Annotated in this window: 29 protein-coding genes and 1 pseudogene; 12 read left to right on the forward strand and 18 right to left on the reverse strand. The window is 64.8% G+C overall.

The window, feature by feature from the left end; translation table 11 throughout:
* Positions 1–636: AMP-binding enzyme (locus ACT4OC_RS24715; protein ID WP_444841666.1), on the forward strand; the 636-nt coding region annotated here is incomplete at its 5' end.
* A 111-nt stretch (positions 637–747) separates the two neighbouring features.
* Positions 748–981: a hypothetical protein gene (locus ACT4OC_RS24720; RefSeq protein WP_444841667.1), complete on the forward strand. Its 234-nt coding sequence runs from the start codon at positions 748–750 to the stop codon at positions 979–981.
* A 210-nt stretch (positions 982–1,191) separates the two neighbouring features.
* Here ACT4OC_RS24720 and ACT4OC_RS24725 read toward each other — a convergent pair whose 3' ends face one another.
* The 4 genes from ACT4OC_RS24725 to minC are packed head-to-tail and all read right to left on the reverse strand — an operon-like array spanning position 1,192 to position 3,816.
* On the reverse strand, positions 1,192–1,953 hold the full coding sequence (locus ACT4OC_RS24725; RefSeq protein ID WP_444841668.1) for a thioesterase family protein: 762 nt from the start codon (positions 1,951–1,953) through the stop codon (positions 1,192–1,194).
* A gap of 40 nt (positions 1,954–1,993) precedes the next feature.
* Complete coding sequence (minE, locus tag ACT4OC_RS24730) at positions 1,994–2,281, reverse strand: cell division topological specificity factor MinE (protein ID WP_444841669.1); 288 nt, start codon at positions 2,279–2,281, stop codon at positions 1,994–1,996.
* A complete protein-coding gene (gene minD / locus ACT4OC_RS24735; RefSeq protein WP_444841670.1) occupies positions 2,278–3,093 on the reverse strand; it encodes a septum site-determining protein MinD in 816 nt (271 codons plus the stop codon). Before minD ends, minE begins: the two co-directional genes overlap by 4 nt.
* A 30-nt stretch (positions 3,094–3,123) precedes the next feature.
* Positions 3,124–3,816 carry a septum site-determining protein MinC gene (gene minC, locus ACT4OC_RS24740; RefSeq protein ID WP_444841671.1) on the reverse strand — a complete coding sequence of 231 codons (693 nt, stop codon included), beginning with the start codon at positions 3,814–3,816 and terminating at the stop codon, positions 3,124–3,126.
* A 674-nt stretch (positions 3,817–4,490) separates the two neighbouring features.
* Between minC and ACT4OC_RS24745 the strand changes: the two genes are divergently transcribed.
* Positions 4,491–5,066, forward strand: a complete 576-nt coding sequence (locus ACT4OC_RS24745; RefSeq protein WP_444841672.1) for a hypothetical protein — start codon at positions 4,491–4,493, stop codon at positions 5,064–5,066.
* A gap of 71 nt (positions 5,067–5,137) precedes the next feature.
* Positions 5,138–6,790, forward strand: a complete 1,653-nt coding sequence (locus ACT4OC_RS24750) for an ABC transporter substrate-binding protein (protein ID WP_444841673.1) — start codon at positions 5,138–5,140, stop codon at positions 6,788–6,790.
* Between the two features lie 130 nt (positions 6,791–6,920).
* Here ACT4OC_RS24750 and ACT4OC_RS24755 read toward each other — a convergent pair whose 3' ends face one another.
* The 9 genes and pseudogenes from ACT4OC_RS24755 to ACT4OC_RS24795 form a co-directional block, all read right to left on the reverse strand.
* Positions 6,921–7,892, reverse strand: coding sequence for an NAD(P)H-dependent flavin oxidoreductase (locus ACT4OC_RS24755; RefSeq protein ID WP_444841674.1), 972 nt, complete (start codon positions 7,890–7,892; stop codon positions 6,921–6,923).
* A gap of 189 nt (positions 7,893–8,081) precedes the next feature.
* Positions 8,082–9,482: an aspartate ammonia-lyase gene (locus ACT4OC_RS24760; protein ID WP_444841675.1), complete on the reverse strand. Its 1,401-nt coding sequence runs from the start codon at positions 9,480–9,482 to the stop codon at positions 8,082–8,084.
* Between the two features lie 144 nt (positions 9,483–9,626).
* Positions 9,627–10,124 (reverse strand): hypothetical protein, encoded by a 498-nt coding sequence (locus tag ACT4OC_RS24765; protein WP_444841676.1) that lies wholly within the window; start codon positions 10,122–10,124, stop codon positions 9,627–9,629.
* Positions 10,125–10,197: 73 nt separating this feature from the next.
* Positions 10,198–10,338 (reverse strand): type II toxin-antitoxin system HicA family toxin, encoded by a 141-nt coding sequence (locus ACT4OC_RS24770; protein WP_444841677.1) that lies wholly within the window; start codon positions 10,336–10,338, stop codon positions 10,198–10,200.
* Positions 10,335–10,430 (reverse strand): annotated as a pseudogene (locus tag ACT4OC_RS24775) (type II toxin-antitoxin system HicA family toxin); the annotation flags it as partial. The gene ACT4OC_RS24770 and the pseudogene ACT4OC_RS24775, both read right to left, overlap by 4 nt.
* Positions 10,427–10,738 (reverse strand): type II toxin-antitoxin system HicB family antitoxin, encoded by a 312-nt coding sequence (locus ACT4OC_RS24780; protein ID WP_444841678.1) that lies wholly within the window; start codon positions 10,736–10,738, stop codon positions 10,427–10,429. The gene ACT4OC_RS24780 and the pseudogene ACT4OC_RS24775, both read right to left, overlap by 4 nt.
* A 42-nt stretch (positions 10,739–10,780) precedes the next feature.
* Complete coding sequence (locus ACT4OC_RS24785) at positions 10,781–11,362, reverse strand: YqaA family protein (protein ID WP_444841679.1); 582 nt, start codon at positions 11,360–11,362, stop codon at positions 10,781–10,783.
* A gap of 65 nt (positions 11,363–11,427) precedes the next feature.
* Positions 11,428–11,826 (reverse strand): phosphoribosyl-ATP diphosphatase, encoded by a 399-nt coding sequence (gene hisE, locus ACT4OC_RS24790; RefSeq protein ID WP_444841680.1) that lies wholly within the window; start codon positions 11,824–11,826, stop codon positions 11,428–11,430.
* 107 nt (positions 11,827–11,933) lie between these two features.
* Positions 11,934–12,374: a hypothetical protein gene (locus ACT4OC_RS24795; protein WP_444841681.1), complete on the reverse strand. Its 441-nt coding sequence runs from the start codon at positions 12,372–12,374 to the stop codon at positions 11,934–11,936.
* A 227-nt stretch (positions 12,375–12,601) separates the two neighbouring features.
* Between ACT4OC_RS24795 and ACT4OC_RS24800 the strand changes: the two genes are divergently transcribed.
* The 6 genes from ACT4OC_RS24800 to ACT4OC_RS24825 all read left to right on the forward strand — a co-directional run bounded on the left by ACT4OC_RS24800 (position 12,602) and on the right by ACT4OC_RS24825 (position 20,390).
* A complete protein-coding gene (locus tag ACT4OC_RS24800; protein WP_444841682.1) occupies positions 12,602–13,645 on the forward strand; it encodes an ABC transporter substrate-binding protein in 1,044 nt (347 codons plus the stop codon).
* Positions 13,646–13,884: 239 nt separating this feature from the next.
* Positions 13,885–15,702 carry a glucan ABC transporter ATP-binding protein/ permease gene (locus tag ACT4OC_RS24805; protein WP_444841683.1) on the forward strand — a complete coding sequence of 606 codons (1,818 nt, stop codon included), beginning with the start codon at positions 13,885–13,887 and terminating at the stop codon, positions 15,700–15,702.
* Between the two features lie 188 nt (positions 15,703–15,890).
* Positions 15,891–17,375, forward strand: a complete 1,485-nt coding sequence (locus ACT4OC_RS24810; protein ID WP_444841684.1) for a serine hydrolase — start codon at positions 15,891–15,893, stop codon at positions 17,373–17,375.
* Positions 17,376–17,574: 199 nt separating this feature from the next.
* A complete protein-coding gene (locus ACT4OC_RS24815) occupies positions 17,575–19,260 on the forward strand; it encodes a long-chain fatty acid--CoA ligase (RefSeq protein WP_444841685.1) in 1,686 nt (561 codons plus the stop codon).
* Between the two features lie 301 nt (positions 19,261–19,561).
* On the forward strand, positions 19,562–20,047 hold the full coding sequence (locus ACT4OC_RS24820; RefSeq protein WP_444841686.1) for a peroxiredoxin: 486 nt from the start codon (positions 19,562–19,564) through the stop codon (positions 20,045–20,047).
* A gap of 127 nt (positions 20,048–20,174) precedes the next feature.
* Positions 20,175–20,390 (forward strand): hypothetical protein, encoded by a 216-nt coding sequence (locus ACT4OC_RS24825; RefSeq protein WP_444841687.1) that lies wholly within the window; start codon positions 20,175–20,177, stop codon positions 20,388–20,390.
* Positions 20,391–20,412: 22 nt separating this feature from the next.
* Here ACT4OC_RS24825 and rnhA read toward each other — a convergent pair whose 3' ends face one another.
* Genes rnhA through ispH form a run of 3 tightly spaced genes read right to left on the reverse strand, consistent with a single transcriptional unit; the run spans position 20,413 to position 22,838 of the window.
* Complete coding sequence (rnhA, locus tag ACT4OC_RS24830) at positions 20,413–20,886, reverse strand: ribonuclease HI (RefSeq protein WP_444841688.1); 474 nt, start codon at positions 20,884–20,886, stop codon at positions 20,413–20,415.
* Complete coding sequence (locus tag ACT4OC_RS24835) at positions 20,874–21,854, reverse strand: homoserine kinase (RefSeq protein WP_444841689.1); 981 nt, start codon at positions 21,852–21,854, stop codon at positions 20,874–20,876. The genes rnhA and ACT4OC_RS24835 overlap by 13 nt, the downstream gene beginning before the upstream one ends.
* A gap of 9 nt (positions 21,855–21,863) precedes the next feature.
* A complete protein-coding gene (gene ispH / locus ACT4OC_RS24840; RefSeq protein ID WP_444841690.1) occupies positions 21,864–22,838 on the reverse strand; it encodes a 4-hydroxy-3-methylbut-2-enyl diphosphate reductase in 975 nt (324 codons plus the stop codon).
* A gap of 221 nt (positions 22,839–23,059) precedes the next feature.
* On the opposite strand from ispH, the gene ACT4OC_RS24845 reads away from it, so the two are divergent.
* Entirely contained in the window at positions 23,060–23,752 is a 693-nt protein-coding gene (locus tag ACT4OC_RS24845) for a DUF1013 domain-containing protein (protein ID WP_444841691.1), read from the forward strand.
* Positions 23,753–23,954: 202 nt separating this feature from the next.
* On the opposite strand, the gene ACT4OC_RS24850 is transcribed toward ACT4OC_RS24845, so the two are convergent.
* Positions 23,955–24,161, reverse strand: a complete 207-nt coding sequence (locus ACT4OC_RS24850; RefSeq protein WP_444841692.1) for a DUF6494 family protein — start codon at positions 24,159–24,161, stop codon at positions 23,955–23,957.
* A gap of 42 nt (positions 24,162–24,203) precedes the next feature.
* On the opposite strand from ACT4OC_RS24850, the gene ACT4OC_RS24855 reads away from it, so the two are divergent.
* Complete coding sequence (locus tag ACT4OC_RS24855; RefSeq protein ID WP_444841693.1) at positions 24,204–24,512, forward strand: hypothetical protein; 309 nt, start codon at positions 24,204–24,206, stop codon at positions 24,510–24,512.
* 35 nt (positions 24,513–24,547) lie between these two features.
* Here the strand turns inward: ACT4OC_RS24855 and ACT4OC_RS24860 are convergent.
* Positions 24,548–25,005 (reverse strand): AMP-binding enzyme (locus ACT4OC_RS24860; protein ID WP_444841694.1); only part of this gene is annotated, 458 nt, incomplete at its 5' end.

Genomic DNA, 25,005 nt, shown 5'->3' on the forward strand with positions numbered 1-25,005 from the left:
TACGGGCAGACCGAATGCTATCCGGTTTCCGTGCTGCGCAAGGCCGACCACGATGCCAGGACGCCCGAGCTGTTCCTGTCCTGCGGCTTCCCGATCGCGGCGTGCGAGGTGAAGATCCTCGACGACAGCGACCGCGAAGTCGCAACCGGCGAAGCCGGCGAAATCTGCGTGCGCGCGCCGCATGTGATGGCGGAATACTGGAAGCGGCCGGAGACCACCGCCGAGACGCTCAGAAGCGGCTGGCTGCACACCGGCGACATCGCACGTCGCGACGAGCGGGGCTACATGTTCATCCTCGACCGCAAGAAGGACATGATCGTCTCCGGCGGCTTCAACATCTTCCCGCGCGAGGTAGAGGACGTGCTGACGCAACACGCCGACGTCGCAATGTGCGCCGTGGTCGGCGTGCCCGACGACAAATGGGGCGAGGCCGTCACGGCGATCGTGGTCGCCCGCCAGGGCGCGCGGCCGAATGCGGAGGAGCTGATCGCGCTGGTGAAGGCGAAGAAGGGCGCAGCGCATGCGCCAAAGCAGATTCAGTTCGTCAAGGAATTGCCGATGACCGGCGTCGGCAAGGTCGACAAGAAGGTGCTGAAGGCGAGTTTCTGGGCCGGGCGAGAACGGATGGTGGGGTAGTGGTTGTGTTGAGGGTATTACGTTGCGGGAGACAACCGTGATCCAGTGAGGCGCTCTAATAGCCTTCGAATTAGGCTACGATGATCGCGAGTCGCCGGTGGGGACGAGGGAATGAATTCAATCACATTCACGGCGATGGTTGGGCTATGGATCGTTTTCGCGTGGGCATTCCTCATGATGGTGATCTCAGCATTCAATAAGGATCCGGAATTTAGCTTTGGCTTGCTTTTCGGCGGCACATTTCTCTTAAAGGAATACAACCGAGTATACTTTCGCGTCCTTCTGGGCGCCTTCGTGTTGCTGCTTGCCATGGTGGCTGCGGTCATACTTCTTGATAGGACATGAGCAGTCTCTAAGACTCCTCCGCTTTCGGAGCCGTTCGGAGCCTCATGGTTCGAGACGACCGATTGCGTGGGTCTCCTCACCATGAGGGATGACACCGCTGATGCCGCCCTGCTCCATCCCCTCATGGCGAGGAGGCGCGCGAGCGCCGTCTCCGGACCATGCTGCGTATCGCCGGGCGAACCATGAGGCCGGTGTAGCTTCCCATAATGCTCACCGCTTCTCGATGACGAGGGTCTGCGCGCAGCGGCCAAAATAGCCTTGTGTGTCGGCAAGGCGCGCCATCGCAACGCCTGCGCCGTCCGGGCCGATCCAGGAGACGGCATCGAGCAGCACCCATTCGCCGACCGGCTCGCGCGCCATGCTGACGCTGAGGTCGGCGTTGAGGAAGGTCCACTTGCGGAAATCCAGCGCACTCGAGGCGTTGCAGAAATCGGAGGCGACCACGGCGCGCATCGCCTGCGAGATCGCCGAGCCCGCGACCAGCGGCCGCTCGGCGCGGTACCAGATCGCGCCCGGCCCGGGTCCGCCGAACCGGCCGCGCGCGGCGCGGATGGTCATGCCCATGCCGAACGGGCTGTTCTGCGGCTCTTCCCGCGACTGCCCGGGTGCGGCGACATCGAGCGGCGGCTCGATGACATCGTCTGGCAGCGGCTGCGCCTGGCGCCTGACCTTCAGCACGGTGGCGGCGACCGTGAGCACGCCGTTCGCCATTAGCCTGACCGCGCAGAGCTGGATCTTGCGGCCCTCGCGCAGCACCTCGGTCTCCAGCCTCAGCGGCGCCACCGGCACCGGACGCATCAAATCGATCGTCACGCGGGCGATCTGCATCGGCGCGGGCGTGGCGATGCGCTCGGCGGCCCACACCACCAGCGAGGCCGGCGCCCCGCCGTGCTGCATGTTCGGATCCCAGGGGCCGGCGGCATGGGGGCTGGTGACGGCATTGGCGCCGTCGACGCGAAAAATGGCTTCCATCAATCCAGGACTTGCATCTTCGCGGCGAGGCAGGATCGGCTCAGCCCGCGGCCGCGAGCGCCGGTTCGAGTCCGTTGGGGAGCTCGATGTCGACTTCGAGAGTCGAGACGTTCTTGCTCCGGTCCATCCGGACAATAACCTTGTCGGGATCGAGCGCAACATGGCGCGACACCGCAGCGAGGATTTCCTCGCGCAGGCGCGACAGCAGGTCCGGTTGCTGGCCGAGCAATCCGCGCTCGTGCGCCAGAAGAATCTGCAACCGCTCGCGAGCGACGGTTGCGGAAGCTTCGCGGCCACCACCGAACAGCCGCAGGAATTTCACGGTCATGCAGCCCTCCGTCCAAGCAGGCGGTTCATCAAGCCGACGCGTTCGGCCGGCACGCTCATTTCCAGCTTCTCGCCGAGCAGGCGGCGCGTGGCGTCGAGATAGGCGCGTGCCGGCGCGCTGGCGGGACTGTTGAGAGTGACGGGCGAGCCGACATTGGAGGCGCGCAGCACGTCCTGGCTCTCCGGGACGATGCCGAGCAAGGGGGTGGCAAGGATTTCCAGCACGTCCTCGATCGACAGCATCTCGCCGCGCGAGGCGCGCGCCGCGTCGTAGCGGGTGATCAGGATGTGCTTTTCGACGCGCTCGCCCTTCTCCGCCTTCGCCGTCTTGGAGTCGAGCATGCCGATGATGCGGTCGGAATCGCGCACCGAGGACACTTCCGGGTTGGTGACGATGATAGCCTCGTCGGCATAGCGCATGGCGAGCGTGGCGCCGCGCTCGATGCCGGCCGGGCTGTCGCAGACGATCCAGTCGAAGGTCTCGCGCAGCTCCGATATGACGCGGCCGACGCCCTCCTCGGTCAGCGCATCCTTGTCGCGGGTCTGCGAAGCCGGCAGCAGGGCGAGATTCACCAGGCGCTTGTCGCGGATCAGCGCCTGCGGGAGTTTCGCGACGCCCTGCACCACATTGATGAGATCGAAGACGACCCGCCGCTCGGCGCCCATGACGAGATCGAGGTTGCGCAGGCCCACGTCGAAATCGACCACGACGACCTTCTTGCCGCTTTGCGCCAGCGCAGCCCCGACGGCGGCGGTGGTCGTGGTCTTGCCCACCCCGCCCTTGCCTGACGTCACAACGAGAACCTTGGCCATCTAACCCTCCATACTGTTCAAATGAGCAACTCAACTAAGCGGCGTGATCCGCATGACATTGCCGTCGAGCAGGGCCTGCACCGGACGGGTACGCATCTCGTCGGGGATTTCTTCCGCGGTCTGGTAATAGCCGTCGATCGCGAGCAGCTCGGCTTCCATCCTGTGGCAATAGATCCGCGCCGACGCGTTGCCGTTGACGCCGGCCATCGCGCGGCCGCGCAGCGTGCCGTAGACATGGATGGAGCCGCCGGCGACGATCTCCGCGCCGGAGCTGACCGAACCCACCACGGTGACGTCGCCGTCGGGAAACACGATCGACTGGCCGGAGCGCACGGGACTGTCGAGCAGCAGCGAGCTCGGCGGCGGCTTCACTTCCGGCTTTTCCGGCTCGACCTGCTGGATCGGCGCGTGGCGGCCGCCGGTGAGCAGCGGCGGCAGGTTCGCGGTGAGCCGCACTGCCTCGCAACCCTCGATGCCGAGGACGCGGATGCCCCGCTTCTCCAGGCTCATCACCAGATGGGAGATCGCCGAGCCGGAGAGATCGACGGTGGACAGATCGAGCACCACGGGCTTGCCGACGAAGAATCCGGGCGAGCGGGCAAGCGTCGCGTCGATGTCCTGCAGCCAATCCATGATCGGCACGCTGGGAGAGAACACGAAAGCGAGGTAGGAGCGGCCTCGCAGACGAACCAGTTGGCGGGTGGGCTCGACAGCTGCGTCCATGGCTCGACTCGGCCTTTCTTATTGAAAGGTTACCAATCGATCCGCATGGTTAACGAAGGTTTAATATCCCGTGGCGGCAATTGGGCATGTCTGTGACTCCTGAATTTCCTGGACACGCGCGCTTTCTTCCCCATCGCCAGCCGGGCTCGTCCCGGCTCGTCCCGGCCATGCACACCTTGTGTTTTCTGCGATTCCGCAAGGAGGTGGATGCCGGAGACAAGGGCGGACATGACGAGCCGCGGGAGTGCGGCTCCGACCGTCACTCACCGCGTGGAACCAGCGGTTGTGTCGGCAGCGTGACCGAAAGGCGTCAGCAGGCTGCAAACTCAACGCGAATTTGCCCCGATCTCGGCGCATTAATGTCCAGCGCGTGTTTCATCACGCTTCGGTGACGCCGCCGCAAGGCGGGTCACATCCCGCGTGAAGCGGGCTCTTGCCAGGGGATGGGCAATAGGGAGCTGTGGGGTGCCGTCGCGGGATCTGTCCCGATCGTCGAGTTCAATTCCGCCGGACGATCGTCGTCATCGCCGGCGCTGTTTTGATTCAACTTCTTCACTCCGCCTTTTCCGATCGGTCAGGACGTCGGCATGTCGTCCGGGCGCGGGCGCGGCAGCCGAGAATTTTATCTACCCGTTCGATGAAAGAGTAAGAGTCACGCGTCAGAGGAGTAGCGTATGAACGCGACAATCGACCAGAAACCTCCGCTCAGTCCCAACGATCCCGCCTACTACGCGCCGCGCGCGCCACGCGACGCGGATTCTGCGCGGCTGCCCCGACTGGGCGAGACGCCGGCCTATCGGGCACCTGCAACCTCCATCACGGACACGACGCTCGACGTGCAGCTCGAGGATGCGGTTCGCGAGTCCTTGCGGCATCCGCTCGATCCGCAGTCCGTCGAGGAGCCGCCGGAGATCGAGCGCAGCGGCGTGCTGGGAGTCGTCGGCCGCTTCGCTGCGGCGGTCGGCGCGGCCGCCTTCGTCGCGCTGCTCTTCGTCATCGTGATTCCGTCGTTGCAGCAGCAGCCGAGCACCGAGCCGTCGGCCGCCGAGCTGATCGATTCCATGAAGGCCGCGATATCGAGATCCGAACAGGCCGCCAGGCCGCGCGAGCCGCAGCCGTCGCCGGAATTGCAGTCGATCCTGGCGTCGTCCGATAGCGCCGCGCCGGTGAGCCCTCAGGAGTCGGAAGCGCTGCTGAAGCAGTTCATGCAATGGCAGCAGAAGCCTGCGGACGCCCAGGACAAGCAGTGAAACAGCGAACGAAACCTCGATCCGTTCAGGACCTTGAACCACGCACGACCCGAAAGGGGGAAGTTATGGAAATGCCTCAACGCCGGCTTCGGCCGATCACGCATTGGAAGTGCAGTCCCCCGTTCCACGCAGCGCTCCTGGTCGGCGTGCTGCTCGCCGGCCCCGCCGGGGCCGCGCCGGGAGACAAGCTGGAGGTGCTGCGCGACCTCGCGACCCGCGTCGGCGCCGTGGTGGGCTCCGCGCTGACCTGCAAGGACGTCGCAAGGCCCCGCGTGCAGACGGTGGTCGACAAGTTCACCTCCGTCATCAGGGAGGCCGCCACCAGCGATGCCGATCGCGCCGACCTGACGCAGGCGCTCGATCGCGGCGTCACCGAGGGCCGCACGGCGGTCGCCGTCGGCAGGACCGATTGCCGGGCGGCCGACCGCCAGCTCGCCGACCTCGAACGGTCGGTCGCCGGCCCCAGCCTGTCGGCCGTGATCGGACCGGCACCCGCCAACGCCGCCACCGCGCCGGCACCCGCACCGACAGTCGCCGCCCCGGCGACGGGACCGGTGGTCGCGGCCGCCACGCCGACACAGGTCGTCGTCCCGCCCGGCCCGGCGGTTCGCGGCATCACCGACCGCGAGATCCGCTTCGGCATCGCCGCTGCCTTCTCCGGCTCCGCCCGGGAGCTCGGACGCCAGATGAAGCTCGGCATCGAGGCGGCATTCAACCGGGTCAACGACGCCGGCGGCGTCGATGGCCGCATGCTCAAGCTGTACGCCTCCGACGACGGGTATGAGCCGTCGCGCACCGGCGCAGCGATGAAGCAGCTTTACGAGAAGGACCAGGTCTTCGGTATCATCGGCAATGTCGGAACGCCGACCGCGGTCGTTGGGGTCCCCTTTGCGCTCGAGCGGAAAATGCTGTTCTTTGGCGCCTTCACCGGTGCCGGCATACTGCGCAACGATCCGCCAGACCGTTATGTGTTCAACTATCGCGCCAGCTATGTCGAGGAAACCGACGCGGTCGTGCGCTATCTCGTCAAGATGCGCAAGATTCCGCTGAGGCAGATCGCGGTGTTCGCCCAGGAGGATTCCTACGGCGATGCCGGCTTCCAGGGCGTCGCCAAGGCCTTCCGGGCGATGGGCGGCAACGACGCCGCGATCCTGCGGGTCGGCTACAAGCGCAACACTCTGGACGTCGACGAAGCCGTCAACACCCTGAAGGCGCAAAAGACGCCGATCAAGGCGGTCGTGATGGTGGGTGCATATCGGTCCTGCGCCAAGTTCATCGAAAAGACGAAAGACGTGATCCCCGGCCTCATCTACACCAACGTGTCGTTTGTCGGCTCTACCGCGCTTGCCGACGAGTTGATGCTGCTCGGGCCGAAATACGCCACCGGCGTCATCGTCACCCAGGTGGTGCCGGCGGTGTCGGGCTATTCCAGCATCGTGCTGGAGTACAAGAACGCGCTGGCCAAATATTTCCCCGGCGAGGCGCCGGACTATGTCTCGCTCGAAGGCTATGTCGCGGCCAACGTGCTGATCCAGGCGATCAGGAAGGCCGGCCCGCAGTTCGATACCGAGAAGCTGGTCGATACGCTGGAGGCCATGCGCGAGCTTGATCTGGGACTGGGCACCAAGCTCGGTTACGGCCGCGCCGAACACCAAGCCTCGCACAAGGTCTGGGGCACCGCGATCGACGAGCGCGGCAAGTACCAGGCGATCGAGCTGGAGTAAGCGCTCGCAGTTCCACGAGAGGCGTCATGCCCGGGCTTGTCCCGGGCATCCACGTCTTTGGTGCCGCTCGAAAAAGACGTGGATGGCCGGGTCAAGCCCGGCCATGACGCATTCTTGATTTCAAGGGGAGCTACGCCAGCGCGGGATCGACGGCTTCCTCGTACTCCCTCTTGAAGCGCGCGATCAGCTCGGCGGCGGGGACGACCTTGCCGATATTGCCGATGCCCTGGCCGCTGCCCCAGATCTCCTTCCAGGCCTTCGGCTTGGCGCGCTCGCCGGATGCGTCGGTGCCGAAACTCATCTTGGAGGGATCGGAGGTCGGCAGGTCGTCGGGGTTGAGACCGGCCTTGACGATCGACGGCTTCAGGTAGTTGCCGTGCACGCCGGTGAACAGGTTGGAATAGACGATGTCCTCCGCCGACGAGGTCGTGATCATCTCCTTGTAGGCTTCGACCGCGTTGGCTTCCTGCGTCGCGATGAAGGCGCTGCCGATATAGGCGAAGTCGGCGCCGAGGACGCGCGCGGCGCGGATGGCGCGGCCGCTCGCGATCGCGCCCGACAGCGCGATCGGCCCGTCGAACCAGGCGCGGGTTTCCGCGACGAAGGCGAGCGGCGAGATGGTGCCGGCGTGGCCGCCGGCACCGGCCGCGACCAGGACGAGGCCGTCGGCGCTCTTCTCGACCGCCTTGCGCGCGAATTTCTGGTTGATGACGTCGTGGAAGACGATGCCGCCCCAATTATGCGCGGCCTGGTTCAGCTCCTCGCGCGCGCCGAGCGAGGTGATCAGCATCGGCACCTTGTGCTTCTCGCAAACGGCCAGATCGTGATCGAGCCGGTTGTTGGACTTGTGCACGATCTGGTTCACCGCGAACGGCGCCGAAAGGCGGTCGGGATTGGCCTTGTCCCAGGCGGCGAGCTCCTCCTTGATGCGCGCAATCCATTCGTCGAGCAGCGAGGCGGGGCGCGCATTCAGCGCCGGGAACGAGCCGACCACGCCGGCCTTGCACTGGGCAATCACGAGATCGGGCACGGAGATGATGAACAGGGGCGATCCGATCACGGGTATCGACAGGCGGCCCTTGAACAGACTGGGCATGGACATTGAGAGACGATCCTTCATTGGCGGCGGCTTGGATGCCGCCCGTCATACCAACAAGGCAATCTTTCCACTGTCAAGTATTGCGTTTGCAAGCTGCCATGCGCGGCCGGCCGGGAGAATGTTTCATCCGTCCGGCGGCTACGTTCCAGCATGAATTTGCAGCGGTCGTTTCAACCTGCGGAATCGCCGGCGCTATTGCAGCAGATCCGGGTTGATCAGCCGCTCGAAGGAGAACATCTCGTCCCATTTCTCCTGGGTGAGCAATTTCCGCTCAAGCACCACGATCTGGTGCAGCGGCTTGCCTTGCGTGTAGCCCTCGCGGGCGATCTCGGCGCATTGCTTGTAGCCGAGCAGCGGTTTCAGCACCGTCACGATGCCGAGCGAGTTCAGCACCATGTTGCGGGTGTGCTCCTGGTTGGCGGTGATGCCGACCACGCAGTTCTCGCGCAGGCTGTCGACCGCGCGCTCCATGGTGCGGATCGAGAAGAACAGCGCGAACGAGATCACCGGCTCCATCACGTTGAGCTGCAGCTGTCCGGCGGAGGCCGCCAGCGTCACCGTGGTGTCGAGCCCGATCACCAGAAAGCTGGTCTGGTTGACGACTTCCGGGATCACGGGATTGACCTTGCCGGGCATGATCGAGGAGCCCGGCTGCAATTGCGGCAGGTTGATCTCGTTGAAGCCGCAGCGCGGGCCCGAGGCGAGCAGGCGGATGTCGTTGCAGATTTTCGTCAGTTTGCTCGCCGTGCGTTTCAGCACGCCGGAGAGCTGCACATAGGCGCCGGTGTCGGAGGTCGCCTCCACGAGGTCGCCGGCGAGGATGAACTCGACGCCGGTCAGCTCGCCGAGGTGGCGCACCGCAAGCTTCGGATAGCCCGGCGCCGCGGTGACGGAGGTGCCGATCGCGGTCGCGCCGAGATTGATCTCGCGCAGCAGCGAGCGCGCTTCGGAGATGCGATCGACCTCCTCGCCGATGGTGGTGCCCCAGCCGCGGAATTCAGCGCCCAGCGACATCGGGACGGCGTCCTGCAGGTGGGTGCGGCCCATCTTAAGCACGCCGTCGAACTCCCTTGCCTTGGCGAAGAAAGCCTCCTGCAGCTGGCGCAGCGCGGTGATGTAGCTGTCGAGCCGCAGGATCAGCGCGAGGCGAAACGCCGTCGGATAGGTGTCGTTGGTGGACTGGCCGTAGTTGACGTGATCGTTCGGGCTGACCTCATGATAATCGCCCTTCCTGAAGCCGAGGGATTCCAGCGCGAGGTTGGCGATGACCTCGTTGGCGTTCATGTTGGTCGAGGTGCCGGCGCCGCCCTGGATGAAGTCGGTGACGAACTGATCCATCATGTCGCCGGCGATGACGCGGTCGCACCCCTGGACGATCGCGTCGGCAATCCTTGCATCGAGCGCGCCGAGATCGCGGTTGGCCATCGCGGCGGCCTTCTTCACGTAGCCCAGCGCCTTCACGAAGAAGGGCTCCTGGCTCATCGGAATGCCGGTGATGTGAAAATTCTCTTTGCCGCGGATGGTCTGGACGCCGTAATAGATGTCGTCGCCGATCTCGCGTGTCCCGAGAAAATCCTGCTCGATCCGGCTCATGGGCGCTCCCTGCCTTGTTGCCTGGGTTGACGCGCAGTGTCAGCCGTCGCCTATAGCGCGACGACGAATCGTCATCTCGCTCTAGCTTTCTTGTTTGAGCATGATCTTTTCGGAAAACCGCGTCACAGTTTTCCGGATCATGCTCTACTGGCACAGCGCCTTGATCACGTAGTTTTCGGTCTTGCAGTCGCCGGGCTCGCGCTTGCGGCCGGGAATGAAGGCTTTCGGCGAGCACTTCTCGGCGGCATCGACGTCGAGGCTCTTGCCTTCCTTGTATCCCTTGTTCTGGCACAGCCGGTCGGCGCCGCTCTTGCAATCCGGCGCACCGTTCGCCGATACCGCGCAGGCCATGCGGCCAGTCACCATGCTCGACGGCTTTGCCAGATTGCCCAGGCTCTCGCTGGCGCCTTTGATGTCCTGCAGCGTCTCCGCCGGGCTCTTGATCCTGGGCAGCTTGTCCCAGAGTTTGCCGAGTTCGTTGATGAGACCCGGATTCTCCTCGCGCGCCGGCGGCGCGGCTGGTTCGGGCTGTTGCTGCGGTGGCGGCGGCGCCGATTGCTGGGCAGGCGATTGCACGCCCAGCGAGGGAGCCGCGGCCTGCGGCCATGCCGGGCCTGCGAGCAGCACAACGTGCAGCGCCAATGCTACGCCGATCGCGCAATCTGCGGAGCAATGGTTGGTCCCACCGTGCATTCGACCGCGTAGCAACTCGTTGTCACAGTAAGCCAATGAATTCCTCTACGGTAAGGCCCGCCTGCGCAATGATGGCGCGCAGAGTACCGCGCTTCATGTCAGAGCTGCCATGGAGAGGAACGGTAACCTTGCGTGCGGATCGCGGATATGAACGAGGCGGCAATGGCTTCCGGATGTCCGACTGACCGCAAAACCCGCCCGCTCCAAGGCACCCACCACCTCCCGTGCCCGCAGCGCGGGAAGTCGCTCGTTCATGCGGCGAGCGTGACCGTAACACTGCGCAACCGCGAAGGCTCGCTCGCAGGCTCTGGCATATCCTCTCCACGGGCTGCGGCATCATCCAGAACCAGTCGGATGGCATCCTCTGCCATTTCCAGCGCCTCCCCCTCGGTATCGCCGAACGTTACGATTTCCGGAATTTCCGGTACACGCACGGTGAAGCCGCCCTCCGGTTCGGGGGTCAGGACAACCGAAAAGGTACGGCTAATGTCCACTTCAGGAAGCCTCTTCAATTCGATTTGGCTTGAAGGATAACACAGATTCCGCTGAACCGCAGCAGCCAAGGGCTCGCGGAGCGGTGCGCTCACGGTTCGGCAGGAGCCGTTTCAGACCAATCGATAGGCGATGTAGAATCCGGCGACAAGCACGACGGCGCCGATCACCACCCACATCGTCAGGCGCTTCTCGAGTTCGGCACGGATGGCGTCGCCGTACCGGTTGAGAAGCACGGCGAGCACGAAGAAGCGGCCGCCGCGCGCCACGATCGAGCACAGGATGAACAGCCAGATGTCGTAGCCGGCAAAGCCCGAGGTGATGGTGACCAGCTTGTAGGGGATCGGCGTCAATCCCTTGAGCAGGATGATGACGGCGCCCCATTCGGCATAGGACTGGCGGAAGGTCTCGACCTTGTCGGAGAGATTGTAGATGTGCATCAGCCACTGCCCGAGCGAGTCGTAGAGCAGCGCGCCGATGGCATAGCCGACCATGCCGCCGGCGACGGAGGCGATGGTGCAGACGGTGGCGAAAAACCAGGCCCGCTGCGGCCGCGCCAGCGACATCGGCAGCAGCATCACGTCGGGCGGGATCGGGAAGAAGGAGCTCTCCGCAAAAGACACCGCCGCCATGATCCAGAGCGCATAGGGCTTGTCGGCGGCGGCAATGCACCAGTCGTAAATTCGCTTCAGCATGGAGCGCGATGAACCATCATGGCGCCGATTTGTCCATGCCGGGATTTACCGGAAATCGAGCGGATTCAGTGCCGTTTGCGGAAGGCGCGGCCTTCCAGCGCGACAATTCGTCGCCGCGTGGGCGTTGCCGCGGCTTTGGGCAGCTTGACCGCCGTCTTCGGCAACTTCTCGGCAATGCCGAGCAGGTGCTCGCGGCGCTGCATTTCCCGCCAGACGTCTTCCGGCCGGACGCCGGCCGAGGCCCAAAGGACCGTCAGGTTGTAGAGAAGATCGGCGCTCTCGCGAATGACCGCCTCGCTGTCGCCGTTCACGGCGTCGATGACCACCTCGATGGCTTCCTCGGCGAGCTTCTTGGCCATCTTGGAGGGGCCGCGCTGAAACAGCCTCGCCGTACGCGACGTCGCCGGATCGAGATCCTTGGCCGCAATCACCGCCAGATAGAGCCGTTCGAGCGAATCACTCATGGCTCGAACTTAGTCCAAACTTGCCGACAACGCGTTAACATACGGGGCCAAAAGCGAAATTTTCCCGCCGGCCAAGGCGGCCGGCGGCGCGCTTTCAAGGAGCCTCGTCACCAGCCGTTGTAATAGGGGCGCATGCCGGTGTCGTAGCCGCCATAGTATTGCCGGCCGCCACCATAGTAGCCGCCGCCATAATAGTAGCCGTCGGCCGGGTAATAGACGACGGGCGGCCCGCCATAGCCGTAATAGCCGTAGGGCTGATGATAGTAATAGTCGCGGCGGGCGTTGGCGGCGGCAATGCCGGCGATCCCGAGGCCCACGATGCCGGCAAACGCGGCTGCGGCTGCGGCACCACCTCCGCGATAATGGCGGCGACGGGCGCTGAAATCGGTGGCGCCGCTCGTGCCGGCCGCCGCCGTCAGGCCCTTCTCCTTGACCGCCGGCGCGGCAACCGCCGCCGTCGGCCCGACCGAGGTCAACACAGTCGCCGCGACGCCGGCAACCATGGCCGCGCGGCCGAGATGGGAAACGAAACCCTTATCCGTGAACATTTTCACGTCCTCCGTGGTCAGCCGGCCTGACAGCAGGCCTTCATCTACTAACCACCTGGCGCATATTGGGTTCCCGAACCCGAATGCAAGCTGAACGATCCGTGACGAAATCGTGGCGCTCATCGCCCGTTCAGACTAAAGGGAGAGAATAGCCGGGCCGCCGCGGCGTCATGATTCCTGCATGACTCCAGCGTCAGTATCGAAGGCCCCGTCCCGTGGTTAGTCTCATGCGTGCACACCGGCCCCACGCCCTGCGTTTCATGCTGGCCCTCCTGGCGGGCCTGGGCGGCGCGGTGTGTCCGCAGGCGCGGGCCGCCGATCCGATTGCGATCCAGCTTTCGTTCGACCGGCCGATCGACGCGGTGGCAGCGCCCTTCGTGATTGCGCAGGAAAGCGGGCTGTTCAGCGCCGAGGGCTTGTCCGTCACCAGCAGCGCGGCGGCCAACGCGCAGGAAGCCATGGCGCGCGTTGCCACCGGCGCAAGCGATTTTGCGCTGGTCGACATCAACATGCTGATCCGCCATCGCGACAAGGAGAAGCCGGACAGCCCCCGCGCCAAGGCGGTGTTCGTGCTGTTCAACCAGGCGGGCTATTCCATCATCGCGCGCAAGAGCCGCGGCATCCAGGCGCTCGGCGATCTCTCCGGCAAGAGCCTCGGCGTGGTCGAGGGCGACCCGGCAGCGAAGTTCTGGCCGGCGGTGGCCAGGCAAAACGGCATCAACCTTTCCACCATCAAGCGAAGCGTCATCAGCCCGGCCGTGCGGGAGCCGATGCTCTCGGCGGGGCAGGTCGACGCGGTGACCGGCACTTCCTTCCTGTCCGCGATCAACCTGAAGGATCGCGGCGTGCCGGCCGACGACCTCGTGCTGCTGAAGCTCGCCGACTACGGCAGCGAGGCCTATGGCTATTCGATCGTCGTCAATCCAGCCTTCGCCGCGGCGAAGCCGGAAGCCGTGAAGGCGTTCATCCGCGCCACGGTCGGCGGCATCCAGCTCATGATCAAGGAGCCCACACTCACTGTCGCGCAGGTGGTGAGCCGGATGGACGGCGGCTCGCGCGAGCTGGAGCTAGAACGGCTGCGCGCAATCCTGCGTGACAACGTGTTGACGCCGGAGGTGCGGCGCAACGGACTCGGCGGCATCGATACGACCCGGTTCGAGAAGTCGATCGAGCAGCTCGCCGAGGATTTCAAGTTCAGCAAGCGGCCGGCGGCAGCGGATATCTTCGACGGCAGTTTTCTGCCGCCACTCAACGGGCGGTTGATCAACTGATGGGAAATCCTCATGGTGAGGAGCGCGGCAATGCCGCGCGTCTCCGGACGACGCTTCGGTCGCCGGGCGAACCATGAAGGTCCCGATCTCGCCCGCGGCTATCCTTCGAGACGCCGCTTCACGGCTCCTTCAGGATGAGGGTGTGGGCGTGGCCGGCGCCAACGCGCGAATTGGGTAGTCGTCGTTCGCGATCCCTGCTTAGAATAGGCACCGGAATTCGCCTCCCGAGTGCCTGCCGCATGTCCATCATCCGCCTCTATACCCGCGTGCTCGAATTGCTCGGCAAGGAGGCCCGGCTCGGCTGGATCCTCGCGGTGGCCAATCTCCTGCTGGCCGGCGCGCAATTCGCCGAACCCGTGCTGTTCGGCAAGATCATCGACGTGATGTCGGGGCGGCCGGTCACTGGCCTGTTCGCCACGGACTCGCCGTGGCCGCTGCTGGCCGCATGGGTGGCATTCGGACTGTTCACCATCGTCTGCAGCGCCGTGGTGGCGCTCCACGCCGACCGGCTGGCGCACCGCCAGCGCCAGGCGGTGCTGACCGACTATTTCGAGCACATATTGCAGCTGCCGCTCACCTTCCACACCGGCACGCATTCCGGCACGCTGATGAAGACCATGCTGAGCGGCACGGACGCGCTGTGGCGGGTATGGCTCGGCTTCTTCCGCGAGCATTTCGCGGCGATCATGTCGCTGGTGGTGCTGCTGCCGCTGTCGCTCTACATCAACTGGCGGCTCGCCGTCCTGCTGTTCGCGCTCTGCGTCGTCTTCACGGTCCTGACCACGCTCGTGGTGCGCAAGACCTATGGCATGCAGATGGAGGTCGAGGAACATTACAGCGACCTCTCCGCCCGCGCCTCCGACGCGCTCGGCAATGTCGCGCTGGTACAAAGCTTCGTGCGGATCGATTCCGAGGTGCAGGGCCTGCGCTTCGTCGCCGACAAGCTGCTCGCGGCCCAGATGCCCGTGCTGTCATGGTGGGCGCTGGTCACCGTGATCACCCGCGCCTCCACCACCATCACGGTGCTTGCGATCTTCACCGTCGGCATCGCGCTGCACAGCCAGGGGCTCACGACGGTCGGCGAGATCGTGATGTTCGTCTCGTTCGCCACCATGCTGATCCAGAAGCTCGAGCAGGTGGTGGGCTTCATCAACAGCGTCTTCATGGAAGCCCCGCGCCTGCAACAGTTCTTCGATGTGCTCGACGCCGTGCCGGCGGTGCGCGATCGGCCCGGCGCGGTCGATACCGGGCGCCTCTCCGGCCTCGTCGAATTCAACGATGTCTCGTTTTCCTACGACGGCAAGCGGCCGGCGATCGAGGATCTCTCCTTTTCCGCCCTGCCCGGCCAGACCATCGCCCTGGTCGGCCCGACCGGAGCCGGCAAGTCGACCGCGATCGCGCTGTTGCACCGCGCCTTCGATCCGCAATCCGGCATCATCAAGATCGACGGCATGGACGTCCGTGCGCTGAAGCTGACGGCGTTGCGGCGGAACATCGGCGTCGTGTTCCAGGAAGCCCTGCTCTTCAACCGCTCGATCGCCGACAATCTCCGGGTCGGCAAGCCCGAAGCGACGGACGAGGAGCTGCGGCTGGCAGCCTCGCGCGCGCAGGCGCTGGAATTCATCGAGCGTGCCGACAAGAAATTCGACACCCATGCAGGCGAGCGCGGCCGCATGCTGTCCGGCGGCGAGCGCCAGCGGCTTTCCATCGCGCGCGCGCTCCTGAAGGATCCGCCGATCCTGATCCTGGACGAGGCGACGAGCGCGCTGGATGCGGTGACCGAGGCCAAGGTCAATGCCGCCCTCGACGAAGTGATGAAGGGCCGCACCACCTTCGTGATCGCGCACCGGCTTTCCACCATCCGCAATGCCACGAAAATCCTCGTGTTCGACAACGGACGCGTGATCGAAAGCGGAACTTTCGATGAACTCGTCGCCAGAGGCGGGCGTTTTGCGGAGCTGGCGCGGGCGCAGTTCATGGTGCAGGAGCATGCGCGGGCCGCGGTCAACATGCCCAAAGAGACTCAAAGGCCGGAGGGCGGTAAAATTCCCGGCTAGGCCTGCCGAAATTCGGCCCATTTCATCCACGAATTACCCACGCAAGCCTCTGTTCTCAAAAGGCCGGCCGGTATAGTTTGCAACCGGCCGCGAAGCCACGGCGCCGGATACGCTTGAAACCCGAAAGTCGCATTCGAAGGACCTCCTCATTGCAATGAGGCGGGTTCTCAAAGGACCGGAATCGGATTGTGCAATTCATTCGCTCGCTGCTTGGCAACTCACCGCTGAAATTCATTGCCATTGCGGCGTGCGCCATCACCTTGTCGGGCGCCGCGCGCGGCGAGGCATGGCTTGTGGTCGAGGCCGACAGCGGCCGCGTTCTGCAGGCCGACAACGCCACGATGCCCTGGTATCCGGCCTCCGTCACCAAGATCATGACCGCCTATGTGGTGCTCAAGGCGGTCAAGGAAGGGCGCATGTCGCTCGAGCAGACGCTGACGGTGTCGCCGGTGGCGGCCTCGCAGGCGCCGTCGAAGATGGGCTTCAAGCCGGGTACGCAGGTCACCGTCGAGAACGCGCTCGCCATGATGATGGTGAAGTCGGCGAACGACATGGCGGTGGTGCTCGCCGAAGGCGCCGGCGGTTCGGTCGACGGTTTCTCGGCGATGATGAACCAGACGGCGCAGCGCCTCGGGATGACGCAGACGACCTACGTCAATCCGAACGGCCTGCCCGCCGACGGCCAGGTCACCTCGGCGCGGGATCTGGCGATCCTCGCCCGCGCCGTGATCCGCGACCTTCCCGAATACGAATACTTCATGCACATCCCGGCCATCCGCTTCGGTCGCCGGACCACCGCCAATTTCAACCGCCTGATCGGCCGCTATCCCGGCGCCGACGGATTCAAGACCGGCTTCATCTGCGCCTCCGGCTACAACCTCGTCGCCTCCGCGACGCGGGGCGGCAAGCGGCTGATCGCCGTCGTGCTCGGCTCCTCCTCGGGTCAGGCGCGCGCGGTGCGCGCCGCGCAGCTCCTGGAGCGCGGCTTCGGCAACACCGGCCTGTCGTGGCTCAGGCCCTCGATGGGCACGGTGGACAGCCTCGCGCCGATCGATGCCACGCCGCCGAACCTGCGCGAGGAGATGTGCAACGGCAAACGCAAGCGCCCGGCGACCGACGAGGACGATGCCTCCCTCACCGTTGCGGCGAGCAGCAGCGCGACCGGCGGCGAGGCCAGCATGACCTTCTTCACCGCCGGCCTGCAGGCGCCGATGCCGAAAGCCTCCGAAGTGCTGCTGCAGGACGTTCCGGCCGGCGAGCCGATGCTCGTCTATACCGGGCCGAAGAGGACCGGCGCCGCCCTGATCGCGGCGGTGGCCACGGATTCGGAGAAGCAGGCGGCCAAGCGCGGCAAGCGTTCGCGGACCGCGGCGCAGAAGCCGGACGGCGCCGCCGGATCCAAGGCGTCCGAGACAAGGACCGCGGCCAAGCCCGACCAGAAACCGGCCGCCAAGCCGGACCAGAAGCCCGCCAAGCCGAAGGTGCAGCAGGCCTCGGCCAAGCCCGAAACTGCGGCGCCAGCAAAGCCCGCCGACAAGCCCGTTTCCAGCGCGGCAAAGCCTGCCGCCAAGCCCGCGGCAACCGCCAAGCCCGCGGCAACCGCCAAGCCCGCAGCGTCGCCCAAGCCGGCGGCGACCGCAAAGCCCAAGCCCGAAACCAAACCGGCGGGCTGATCGCGCGAACCGCCAAGGCTTGCAGGTTGCGCGGCTTTGCCGCCGTTAACCGCGTTTGCCCGTCCCTGGCCAATGCGTCGATAACGCGCAGCCGCTTGCCATATTGGGCCGCATTGCCAATACTGCCGCAAACAAGGCGGTCCGGACCACTCAACCGGCCAGCGAATGCGACAAATCCGAGAATTTGAGGGAGAGACCCATGGAGCGTATCTGGCTCAAGCAATATCCGGCCGGCGTACCGTCCGATATCGACGCCACCCAGTACTCATCGCTGGTTGAACTGCTCGAGGAAAGCTTTGCGAAGTTCGCCGACCGCAAGGCGTTCATCTGCATGGACAAGTCGATCAGCTACCGCGAGCTCGACGAGATGTCGCAGGCGCTCGCCGCCTACCTGCAGAGCAGGGGCATGCCCAAGGGCTCGCGCGTCGCGCTGATGATGCCGAACGTGCTGCAATATCCGATCTCGACCGCGGCCGTGCTGCGCGCCGGCTACAGCGTCGTCAACGTCAACCCGCTCTACACGCCGCGCGAGCTCGAGCACCAGCTCAAGGACTCCGGCGCGGAAACCATCATCGTGCTGGAGAATTTCGCCAGCACCGTGCAGCAGGTGCTCGGCAAGACTTCCGTCAAGCACGTCATCGTCGGCAGCATGGGCGACCTGCTCGGCTTCAAGGGCGTGATCGTCAACCTCGTCGTGCGCAAGGTGAAGAAGATGGTGCCGGCCTGGTCGATCCCGCGCGCCGTCGCCTTCAACGACGCGGTCGCGGCCGGCCGCGGCATGAAGCTCGACAAGCCGAAGCTGACGCCCGACGACGTCGCCTTCCTGCAATATACCGGCGGCACCACCGGCGTTTCCAAGGGCGCGACGCTGCTCCACCGCAACATCGTCGCCAACATCCTGCAGAACGACGCATGGCTGCAGCCGGCGCTGAAGAAACCGCCGCATGTCGACCAGCTCTTCATCGTCTGTGCGCTGCCGCTCTATCACATCTTCGCGCTGACCGCGTGCTTCATGCTCGCGATGCGCGCGGGCGGCGTCAACCTCTTGATCCCGAACCCGCGCGACATGCCGGGCTTCATCAAGGAACTCGCGAAGTACCAGGTCAACTCCTTCCCGGCGGTCAACACGCTCTACAACGGCCTGCTCAACTCACCCGGCTTCGACAAGCTCGACTTCTCCAAGCTGAAGACCTCGTTCGGCGGCGGCATGGCGACGCAGAAGCCCGTGGCCGAGAAGTGGCTGGCGGTGACCGGATGCGCGCTGTCGGAAGGCTATGGCCTTTCCGAGACGTCGCCGACGCTGACCTGCAACCCGGCGGACACCGACAAGTTCTCGGGCTCCATCGGCCTTCCCGTACCCTCGACTTACCTGTCGATCCGCGACGATGACGGCAATGAGCTGCCGCTCGGCGAAGCCGGCGAGATCTGCGCCAAGGGTCCGCAGGTGATGTCGGGTTACTGGAACCGGCCCGACGAGACCGCGAAGGTGATGACGGCGGACGGCTATTTCCGCACCGGCGACATCGGCATCATGGACGAGAAGGGCTACACCAAGATCGTGGACCGCAAGAAGGACATGATCCTGGTCTCCGGCTTCAACGTCTATCCGAACGAGATCGAGGAAGTGATCGCCAGCCACGCCGGGGTGCTGGAGTGCGCCGTGATCGGCGTGCCCGATGCCAAGTCGGGCGAGGCGGTGAAGGCCTTCGTCGTCCGCAAGGATCCGGCGCTCACCGCCGAAGACATCATCAAATATTGCGGCACGCAGCTCACCGCCTACAAGGTGCCGAAGCAGATCGAGTTCAGGACCGAGCTGCCGAAGACCAATGTCGGCAAGATCCTGCGCCGCGAGCTGCGCGACGAGAAGAAGGCGGCGGCCGCTTAGGGCGCGGTCCCTCCACCGTCATTGCGAGCGTCAGCGAAGCAATCCATCGGTCCCCGCGTGGACAGGTGGATTGCTTCCGCCTTCGCGCACGGGCGCTTCGGCGGACTTGAGCCCGGCGTAGCTTGCGCAGCAAGCGTAGACGGGTCGTCGCTCCAGCGCAAAATTGCTCCGCAATTTTGTCGCGGGCTCCTCGCAATGACGATCAGGGATGCGGAAACCGCCCATCACACCCCGGTGAAGTGGTTTCCCCCCGCTGCAAAAATGCTCTAAGACACATCCGCTCATTTAGGGGAGAATTGCGATGGCAATCCAAGTTGGCGACAAGCTGCCGGAGGCGAAGTTTCGCGTCATGACGGCGGAAGGTCCGCAGGTCAAAAGCACCGACGACGTTTTCAAGGGCAAGAAGGTGGCGCTGTTCGCCGTACCCGGCGCCTATACCGGGACCTGCCACAAGATGCACCTGCCGAGCATCTTCCTCAACGCCTATGCCATGAAGGGCAAGGGCGTCGACACCATCGCCATCGTCTCGGTCAACGACGCCTTCGTCATGAACGCCTGGAAGCGCGACACCGACCAGCGCGACGAGGCGGTGTTCCTCGCCGACGGCAACGCCGATTTCGCCAAGGCGATCGGCCTCGAGCTCGATGCTTCCGCCAACGGTCTCGGCATCCGCTCCAAGCGCTACTCGATGCTGGTCGAGGACGGCGTGGTGAAGAAGCTCAACCTCGAGCCGGCGCCCGGCAAGGTCGAGGTGTCCGGCGGCGAGACGCTGCTGGGGCAGCTCTAGGCTGCGCGCTTTTCAGGGCGGGGTGAGCGCAGGCTCACCCGCCCCGAGATTCCAATTGTCCAGCGCTCGAAAGTCAACGGTTCGACGGGACAATGCAACGAGTATCGTGCATGTGCATTATCCGGGCATGCCGACCGTTCAACCGCCACCTACCCTGCATCCCATGAAGGATTTCGATCCGTCCCAGCCGGCGATCCTGCATGACCGACGATCGGACACGATCATCCCCTGGACCGGAGAAGACGCCGACGATTTCCGCCGCTGCATGGTCGATCGCGGCGATGGAACGGTGCTGTGGCAGGATTTTGTGTTCGACGGCTGGGGAAACGTGCTCGGCGGCTAGTCGTGCGCGATGACGGCGATCGCTATTCCCGCGTCCGCTCGCGCAACCTCGCCATCGCGATGCCATCGCGGGCCAGGCGGTCGGCGCGCTCGTTTTCGGCGTGGCCGGCGTGGCCCTTGATCCAGTGCCAGCGCACCTCGTGCGGCTTCAGCGCGGCGTCGAGGCGTTGCCACAGCTCGGCGTTCTTGACCGGCTTCTTGTCGGCGGTACGCCAGCCGTTCTTCTTCCAGCCGTGGATCCACCCGGTGATGCCCTGGCGGACATACTGGCTGTCGGTGGTGAGGTCGACGACGCAGGATTTCTTCAGCGCTTCCAGCGCCGAAATCGCCGCCATCAATTCCATGCGGTTGTTGGTGGTGTGGGCCTCGCCGCCCTTCAATTCCTTCTCGACCTCGCCGAAGCGCAGGATCGCGCCCCAGCCGCCGGGTCCGGGATTTCCCGAGCAGGCGCCGTCGGTGAAGATCGTGACGTGCGGCTTTTCGCTCACACCGCGCATCCCGCCGGTGTGACGCCGTAGTCGTTGAGGCCGGCCACCCCCTGCTGGAAGCGCAGCTTGCGGACATATTCCAGCGGGTCCTTCGGCTTCACCAGCGCGCCCGGGGGCACATTGAGGAAATCGACCAGCCGCGTCAGCAGGAAGCGCAGCGCGGCGCCGCGGGCCAGCAGCGGCAGCGCGTTCTGCTCGGCCTGCACGAGCGGGCGCGTGCGGCCATAGGCGCTCAGAAACGCGCGCGCCTTGGTGACGTTGAAGGATTGATCCGGCTCGAAGCACCAGGCATTCAGGCAGATCGCAACGTCATAGGCGAGGATGTCATTGCAGGAGAACGGGAAGTCGATCAGGCCGGACAGCTTGTCGCCGAGGAAGAACACGTTGTCCGGAAACAGGTCGGCATGGATCACGCCGACCGGCAGGTCGTTCGGCCAGCGCGCTTCCAGATTTTCGAGCTCGCGCGCGATGAAATCGGACAGGCCCGGCTGCACGTTGTCGGCGCGATCGGCCGCGCGCTCGAACAGCGGACGCCAGCCGGACACGGAAAGAGGATTGGCGCGGAACAGCGGAAAGTCGCGCCCCGCCAGATGCATCCTGGCAAGCGCCTCGCCAACGCCCGCGCAATGCGCCACGTTCGGCCGGCGCGGCCACATGCCTTCGAGGAAATTGATGATCGCGGCCGGGCGGCCGGCGAGCGTGGAATAGACCGCGCCGCTGCGATTCTTTGCCGGTTGCGGACAGCTCACGCCGTGCTCGGCCAGATGCGCCATCAGCGACAGGAAGTAAGGCAGGTCATCTTCCGCCACGCGCTTCTCGTAGAGCGTGAGGATGTAGGCGCCCTTCGAGGTGTGCATCAGGAAGTTGGAATTCTCCACGCCCTCGGCGATGCCCTTGTAGGAGAGCAGTTCGCCGATGTCGTAACCTTTGAGGAATTCCGCGAGCTCTTCGGCGGCGACGTCGGTGTAGACCGCCATGAGACCGCCTTATGCTGCGTCCGGCCGCACCGAACGCGGCAGCGGGAAGAACTCGTTTTCTTCCGCGGCCGAGACCGTGTCCACATGCAGCGTGTAGCGCTCGGCGAAGGCGCCCATGATCTCCTCGACGATCACTTCCGGCGCGGATGCGCCTGCGGTGATGCCGAGGCTCCTGATGCCCTCGAAGCGCTTCCAGTCGATGTCGCCGGCGCGCTGGGCCAGCACCGAAATCGGACAGCCCTCGCGCTCGGCGACTTCGCGCAGCCGCTGCGAGTTCGACGAATTCGGCGCGCCGACCACGATCAGCGCGTCGACGACGGGAGCCACCTTCTTCACCGCGAGCTGGCGGTTGGTGGTGGCGTAGCAGATGTCTTCCTTGTGCGGCCCGGAGATGTTCGGGAAACGCTCCTTCAGCATCGAGACGATTTCCGCGGTGTCGTCGATCGACAGCGTGGTCTGCGTCACGAAGGCGAGGTTGTTGGGATTTTTCGGCGTGAAGGTCTTGGCATCGTCGGCCGTCTCGATCAGCGTCACTGCGCCCGGCGGCAACTGGCCGAGCGTGCCGACCACTTCCGGATGGTGCGAATGACCGATCAGGAGAATTTCGCGACCGCGCTTGAAATGGATGGCGGCCTCACGGTGCACCTTGGTCACCAGCGGGCAGGTCGCATCCAGCGAGAAGAAGTTGCGCGACTTGGCTTCCGCGGGAACCGACTTCGGAACCCCGTGGGCCGAGAAAACCACCGGCGCGTTGGTGTTGTCCGGAATCTCTTCCAGTTCCTCGACGAAGATCGCCCCCTTGGTCTTCAGGCTGTCGACGACGTATTTGTTATGGACGATCTCGTGGCGGACATAGACCGGGGCGCCATAGATGGCGAGCGCCCGTTCCACGGTGTCGATGGCCCGCACCACCCCGGCACAGAAGCCGCGGGGAGAACAAAGCACGATTCTCAGGTCTGGTCTTCGGTCTGGTTTGGCTGACATTTGGGGCAATTCCCGGGACCGAATCACCCCCAGCCGGCGGGCGGGGAACGGCCAGTTTCGGTAAGGACTTGGGACCGCTTTGCCGCTGTGTCAAGGCACTTTTGCGAGGGCCATTGCGCCTTTTACCCGTCAGGGCTTATATAGGGCGGAATTCCCGTCATCGCTGATGACCCACGGCTTCGCCTCCAAAAGAGGTGGGCGAAGCGCAAAGGAGATTTGCCATGAGCAACGCGCCGCTGATGCCGAAGGCGACGGCCGTTTGGCTGCTTGATAATACCGCCCTGACCTTCGATCAGGTCGCCGATTTCACCAAGATGCACCCGCTGGAGATCCGCGCCATCGCCGACGGCGACGCCGCCCAGGGCATCAAGGGCATGGACCCGATTTCCAACGGGCAGTTGACGCGCGAGGAAATCGAAAGGGGCGAGAAGGACCCGGAGTATCGCCTCCGGCTCGAGCAGAGCAAGGTGGTGCTGCCGCCGGCCGCCAAGCGCAAGGGCCCGCGCTACACCCCGGTGTCGCGCCGCCATGAGCGCCCCAGCGCCATCCTCTGGCTGGTGCGCAACCATCCCGAGCTGAAGGACGCGCAGATTATGCGCCTGGTCGGCACCACCAAGACCACGATCGCGAGTGTCCGCGACCGCACCCACTGGAATGCTTCCACGCTCACTCCGATGGACCCGGTGACGCTCGGCCTGTGCTCGCAGATCGAGCTCGATTTCGAGGTGCAGCGCGCCGCCAAGGAAAAGCCGGTGCCCGCCAATTACGGCGGCGCCACCCTGCTGCCGGCCTCGGAGACCACCAAGAAAGAGCCGGAGTTCGAGCCGACCGAAAAGCAGCGCGAAGATCTCAACGTCGATGCCGTGTTCGCCAAGCTGAAGACGATCGGCGGCAAGAAGGCGGAGGAGGAGTAAGGACTCTTCCCGGCTGGTTTGAGTCTTGGAAACGCGGCGGGGAAACTCGCCGCGGTTTTGTTTTGGCAGCTGATGGCACCGCTCACTCCGCTGTCATGCCCCGCGCATGCGGGGGTATCCAGTACGCCGCGGCTCATCGGCTCAATCGCTGGCGTCTCTGGAATACTGGATCGCCCGCATTCGCGGGCGATGACAGTTGTGGCTAGCCCAACTCAATCTCGCCGCTGATTTCATGCGTCAGGCTGATGCCGCCGATGGTGAGCACCATCTTCGCGGGCAGCTTCTCGTTGCCCTTGAGCTTGCCGGCCGCGAGCGCGTCGCGCACGGCTTTTTCGATCTCGCGCTGCGAGGTGATGCCGACTTTCTTCAGGAAGCCGCGTAGGCTGCTGTTGAAGCTGTCTTCGTTCATCGCAATCTCCCTCAACTACGGTCTCGACGGATTGTTCAGCATGTGCTCGGCGAGGTTTCGCTGGGCGCGATCGGCGCGGGCGTTGGCGTTGCCGCGCTGGGCGTCGCGGTTCTTCCGGCAATTGACATACTCGTTGGAACCCGGCGCGACGTTGCCAGCGCGGCAGAAGGCATCGTCATCGGCCGAGGTGTCGACCATAGTCGGCTGGCCGCGTTCGAGGCAGCCGGCGAGCAGCGGGGCGATGAGCAACAAAGCTGGAAGCAGTCGCATTTTTGTGCCGTTCGTTTCAATTCGTCATTGCCGGGCTTGACCCGGCAATCCATCAAAAAGAAGGCATCCTTCGTAGAATGATGGATGCCCGGGTCAAGCCCGGGCATGACAATTCCTCACACCCTACCCTTCAGTGCCTCGCCGATCTCGTCCAGCACCTTGGGATCCTCGATGGTCGCCGGCATGGCCCAGCTCTCGCCGTCGGCGATCTTCTTGATGGTGCCGCGCAGGATCTTGCCTGAGCGCGTCTTGGGCAGGCGGCCCACGGTGATGGCGAGCTTGAAGGCGGCGACCGGGCCGAGTTTATCGCGCACCAGTGCGACGATCTCCTTCTCGATATCAGCGGGCTTGCGCGTCACGCCGGCCTTCAGCACCAGGAAGCCACAGGGCACCTCGCCCTTGATAGCGTCCTTGATGCCGAGCACGGCGCATTCGGCGACATCCGAATGCGAGGCGAGAATCTCCTCCATGCCGCCGGTGGACAGACGATGGCCGGCGACGTTGATGATATCGTCGGTGCGGCCCATCACCCAGACATAGCCGTCCTCGTCCTTGTAGCCGGCGTCCGAGGTCT

Origin of the sequence: Bradyrhizobium sp. (genome assembly GCF_052389815.1) — a bacterium.
Classification (GTDB): Bacteria; Pseudomonadota; Alphaproteobacteria; order Rhizobiales; family Xanthobacteraceae; genus Bradyrhizobium.

Excerpts from the sequence above, each read along its gene's own strand:
- hisE (WP_444841680.1), bottom strand. The coding sequence starts at position 11,826 with ATGAGTGATTCGCTCGAACGGCTCTATCTGGCGGTGATTGCGGCCAAG.
- minC (WP_444841671.1), bottom strand. The coding sequence starts at position 3,816 with ATGGACGCAGCTGTCGAGCCCACCCGCCAACTGGTTCGTCTGCGAGGC.
- ACT4OC_RS24850 (WP_444841692.1), bottom strand. The coding sequence starts at position 24,161 with ATGAACGAAGACAGCTTCAACAGCAGCCTACGCGGCTTCCTGAAGAAA.
- ACT4OC_RS24750 (WP_444841673.1), top strand. The coding sequence starts at position 5,138 with ATGCCTCAACGCCGGCTTCGGCCGATCACGCATTGGAAGTGCAGTCCC.
- ACT4OC_RS24800 (WP_444841682.1), top strand. The coding sequence starts at position 12,602 with ATGCGTGCACACCGGCCCCACGCCCTGCGTTTCATGCTGGCCCTCCTG.
- ACT4OC_RS24825 (WP_444841687.1), top strand. The coding sequence starts at position 20,175 with ATGCCGACCGTTCAACCGCCACCTACCCTGCATCCCATGAAGGATTTC.
- ACT4OC_RS24805 (WP_444841683.1), top strand. The coding sequence starts at position 13,885 with ATGTCCATCATCCGCCTCTATACCCGCGTGCTCGAATTGCTCGGCAAG.
- ACT4OC_RS24820 (WP_444841686.1), top strand. The coding sequence starts at position 19,562 with ATGGCAATCCAAGTTGGCGACAAGCTGCCGGAGGCGAAGTTTCGCGTC.
- ACT4OC_RS24785 (WP_444841679.1), bottom strand. The coding sequence starts at position 11,362 with ATGCTGAAGCGAATTTACGACTGGTGCATTGCCGCCGCCGACAAGCCC.
- rnhA (WP_444841688.1), bottom strand. The coding sequence starts at position 20,886 with ATGCGCGGTGTGAGCGAAAAGCCGCACGTCACGATCTTCACCGACGGC.
- ACT4OC_RS24720 (WP_444841667.1), top strand. The coding sequence starts at position 748 with ATGAATTCAATCACATTCACGGCGATGGTTGGGCTATGGATCGTTTTC.
- ispH (WP_444841690.1), bottom strand. The coding sequence starts at position 22,838 with ATGTCAGCCAAACCAGACCGAAGACCAGACCTGAGAATCGTGCTTTGT.
- minD (WP_444841670.1), bottom strand. The coding sequence starts at position 3,093 with ATGGCCAAGGTTCTCGTTGTGACGTCAGGCAAGGGCGGGGTGGGCAAG.
- ACT4OC_RS24760 (WP_444841675.1), bottom strand. The coding sequence starts at position 9,482 with ATGAGCCGGATCGAGCAGGATTTTCTCGGGACACGCGAGATCGGCGAC.
- ACT4OC_RS24835 (WP_444841689.1), bottom strand. The coding sequence starts at position 21,854 with ATGGCGGTCTACACCGACGTCGCCGCCGAAGAGCTCGCGGAATTCCTC.
- ACT4OC_RS24795 (WP_444841681.1), bottom strand. The coding sequence starts at position 12,374 with ATGTTCACGGATAAGGGTTTCGTTTCCCATCTCGGCCGCGCGGCCATG.
- ACT4OC_RS24745 (WP_444841672.1), top strand. The coding sequence starts at position 4,491 with ATGAACGCGACAATCGACCAGAAACCTCCGCTCAGTCCCAACGATCCC.
- ACT4OC_RS24725 (WP_444841668.1), bottom strand. The coding sequence starts at position 1,953 with ATGGAAGCCATTTTTCGCGTCGACGGCGCCAATGCCGTCACCAGCCCC.
- minE (WP_444841669.1), bottom strand. The coding sequence starts at position 2,281 with ATGACCGTGAAATTCCTGCGGCTGTTCGGTGGTGGCCGCGAAGCTTCC.
- ACT4OC_RS24845 (WP_444841691.1), top strand. The coding sequence starts at position 23,060 with ATGAGCAACGCGCCGCTGATGCCGAAGGCGACGGCCGTTTGGCTGCTT.
- ACT4OC_RS24755 (WP_444841674.1), bottom strand. The coding sequence starts at position 7,892 with ATGTCCATGCCCAGTCTGTTCAAGGGCCGCCTGTCGATACCCGTGATC.
- ACT4OC_RS24815 (WP_444841685.1), top strand. The coding sequence starts at position 17,575 with ATGGAGCGTATCTGGCTCAAGCAATATCCGGCCGGCGTACCGTCCGAT.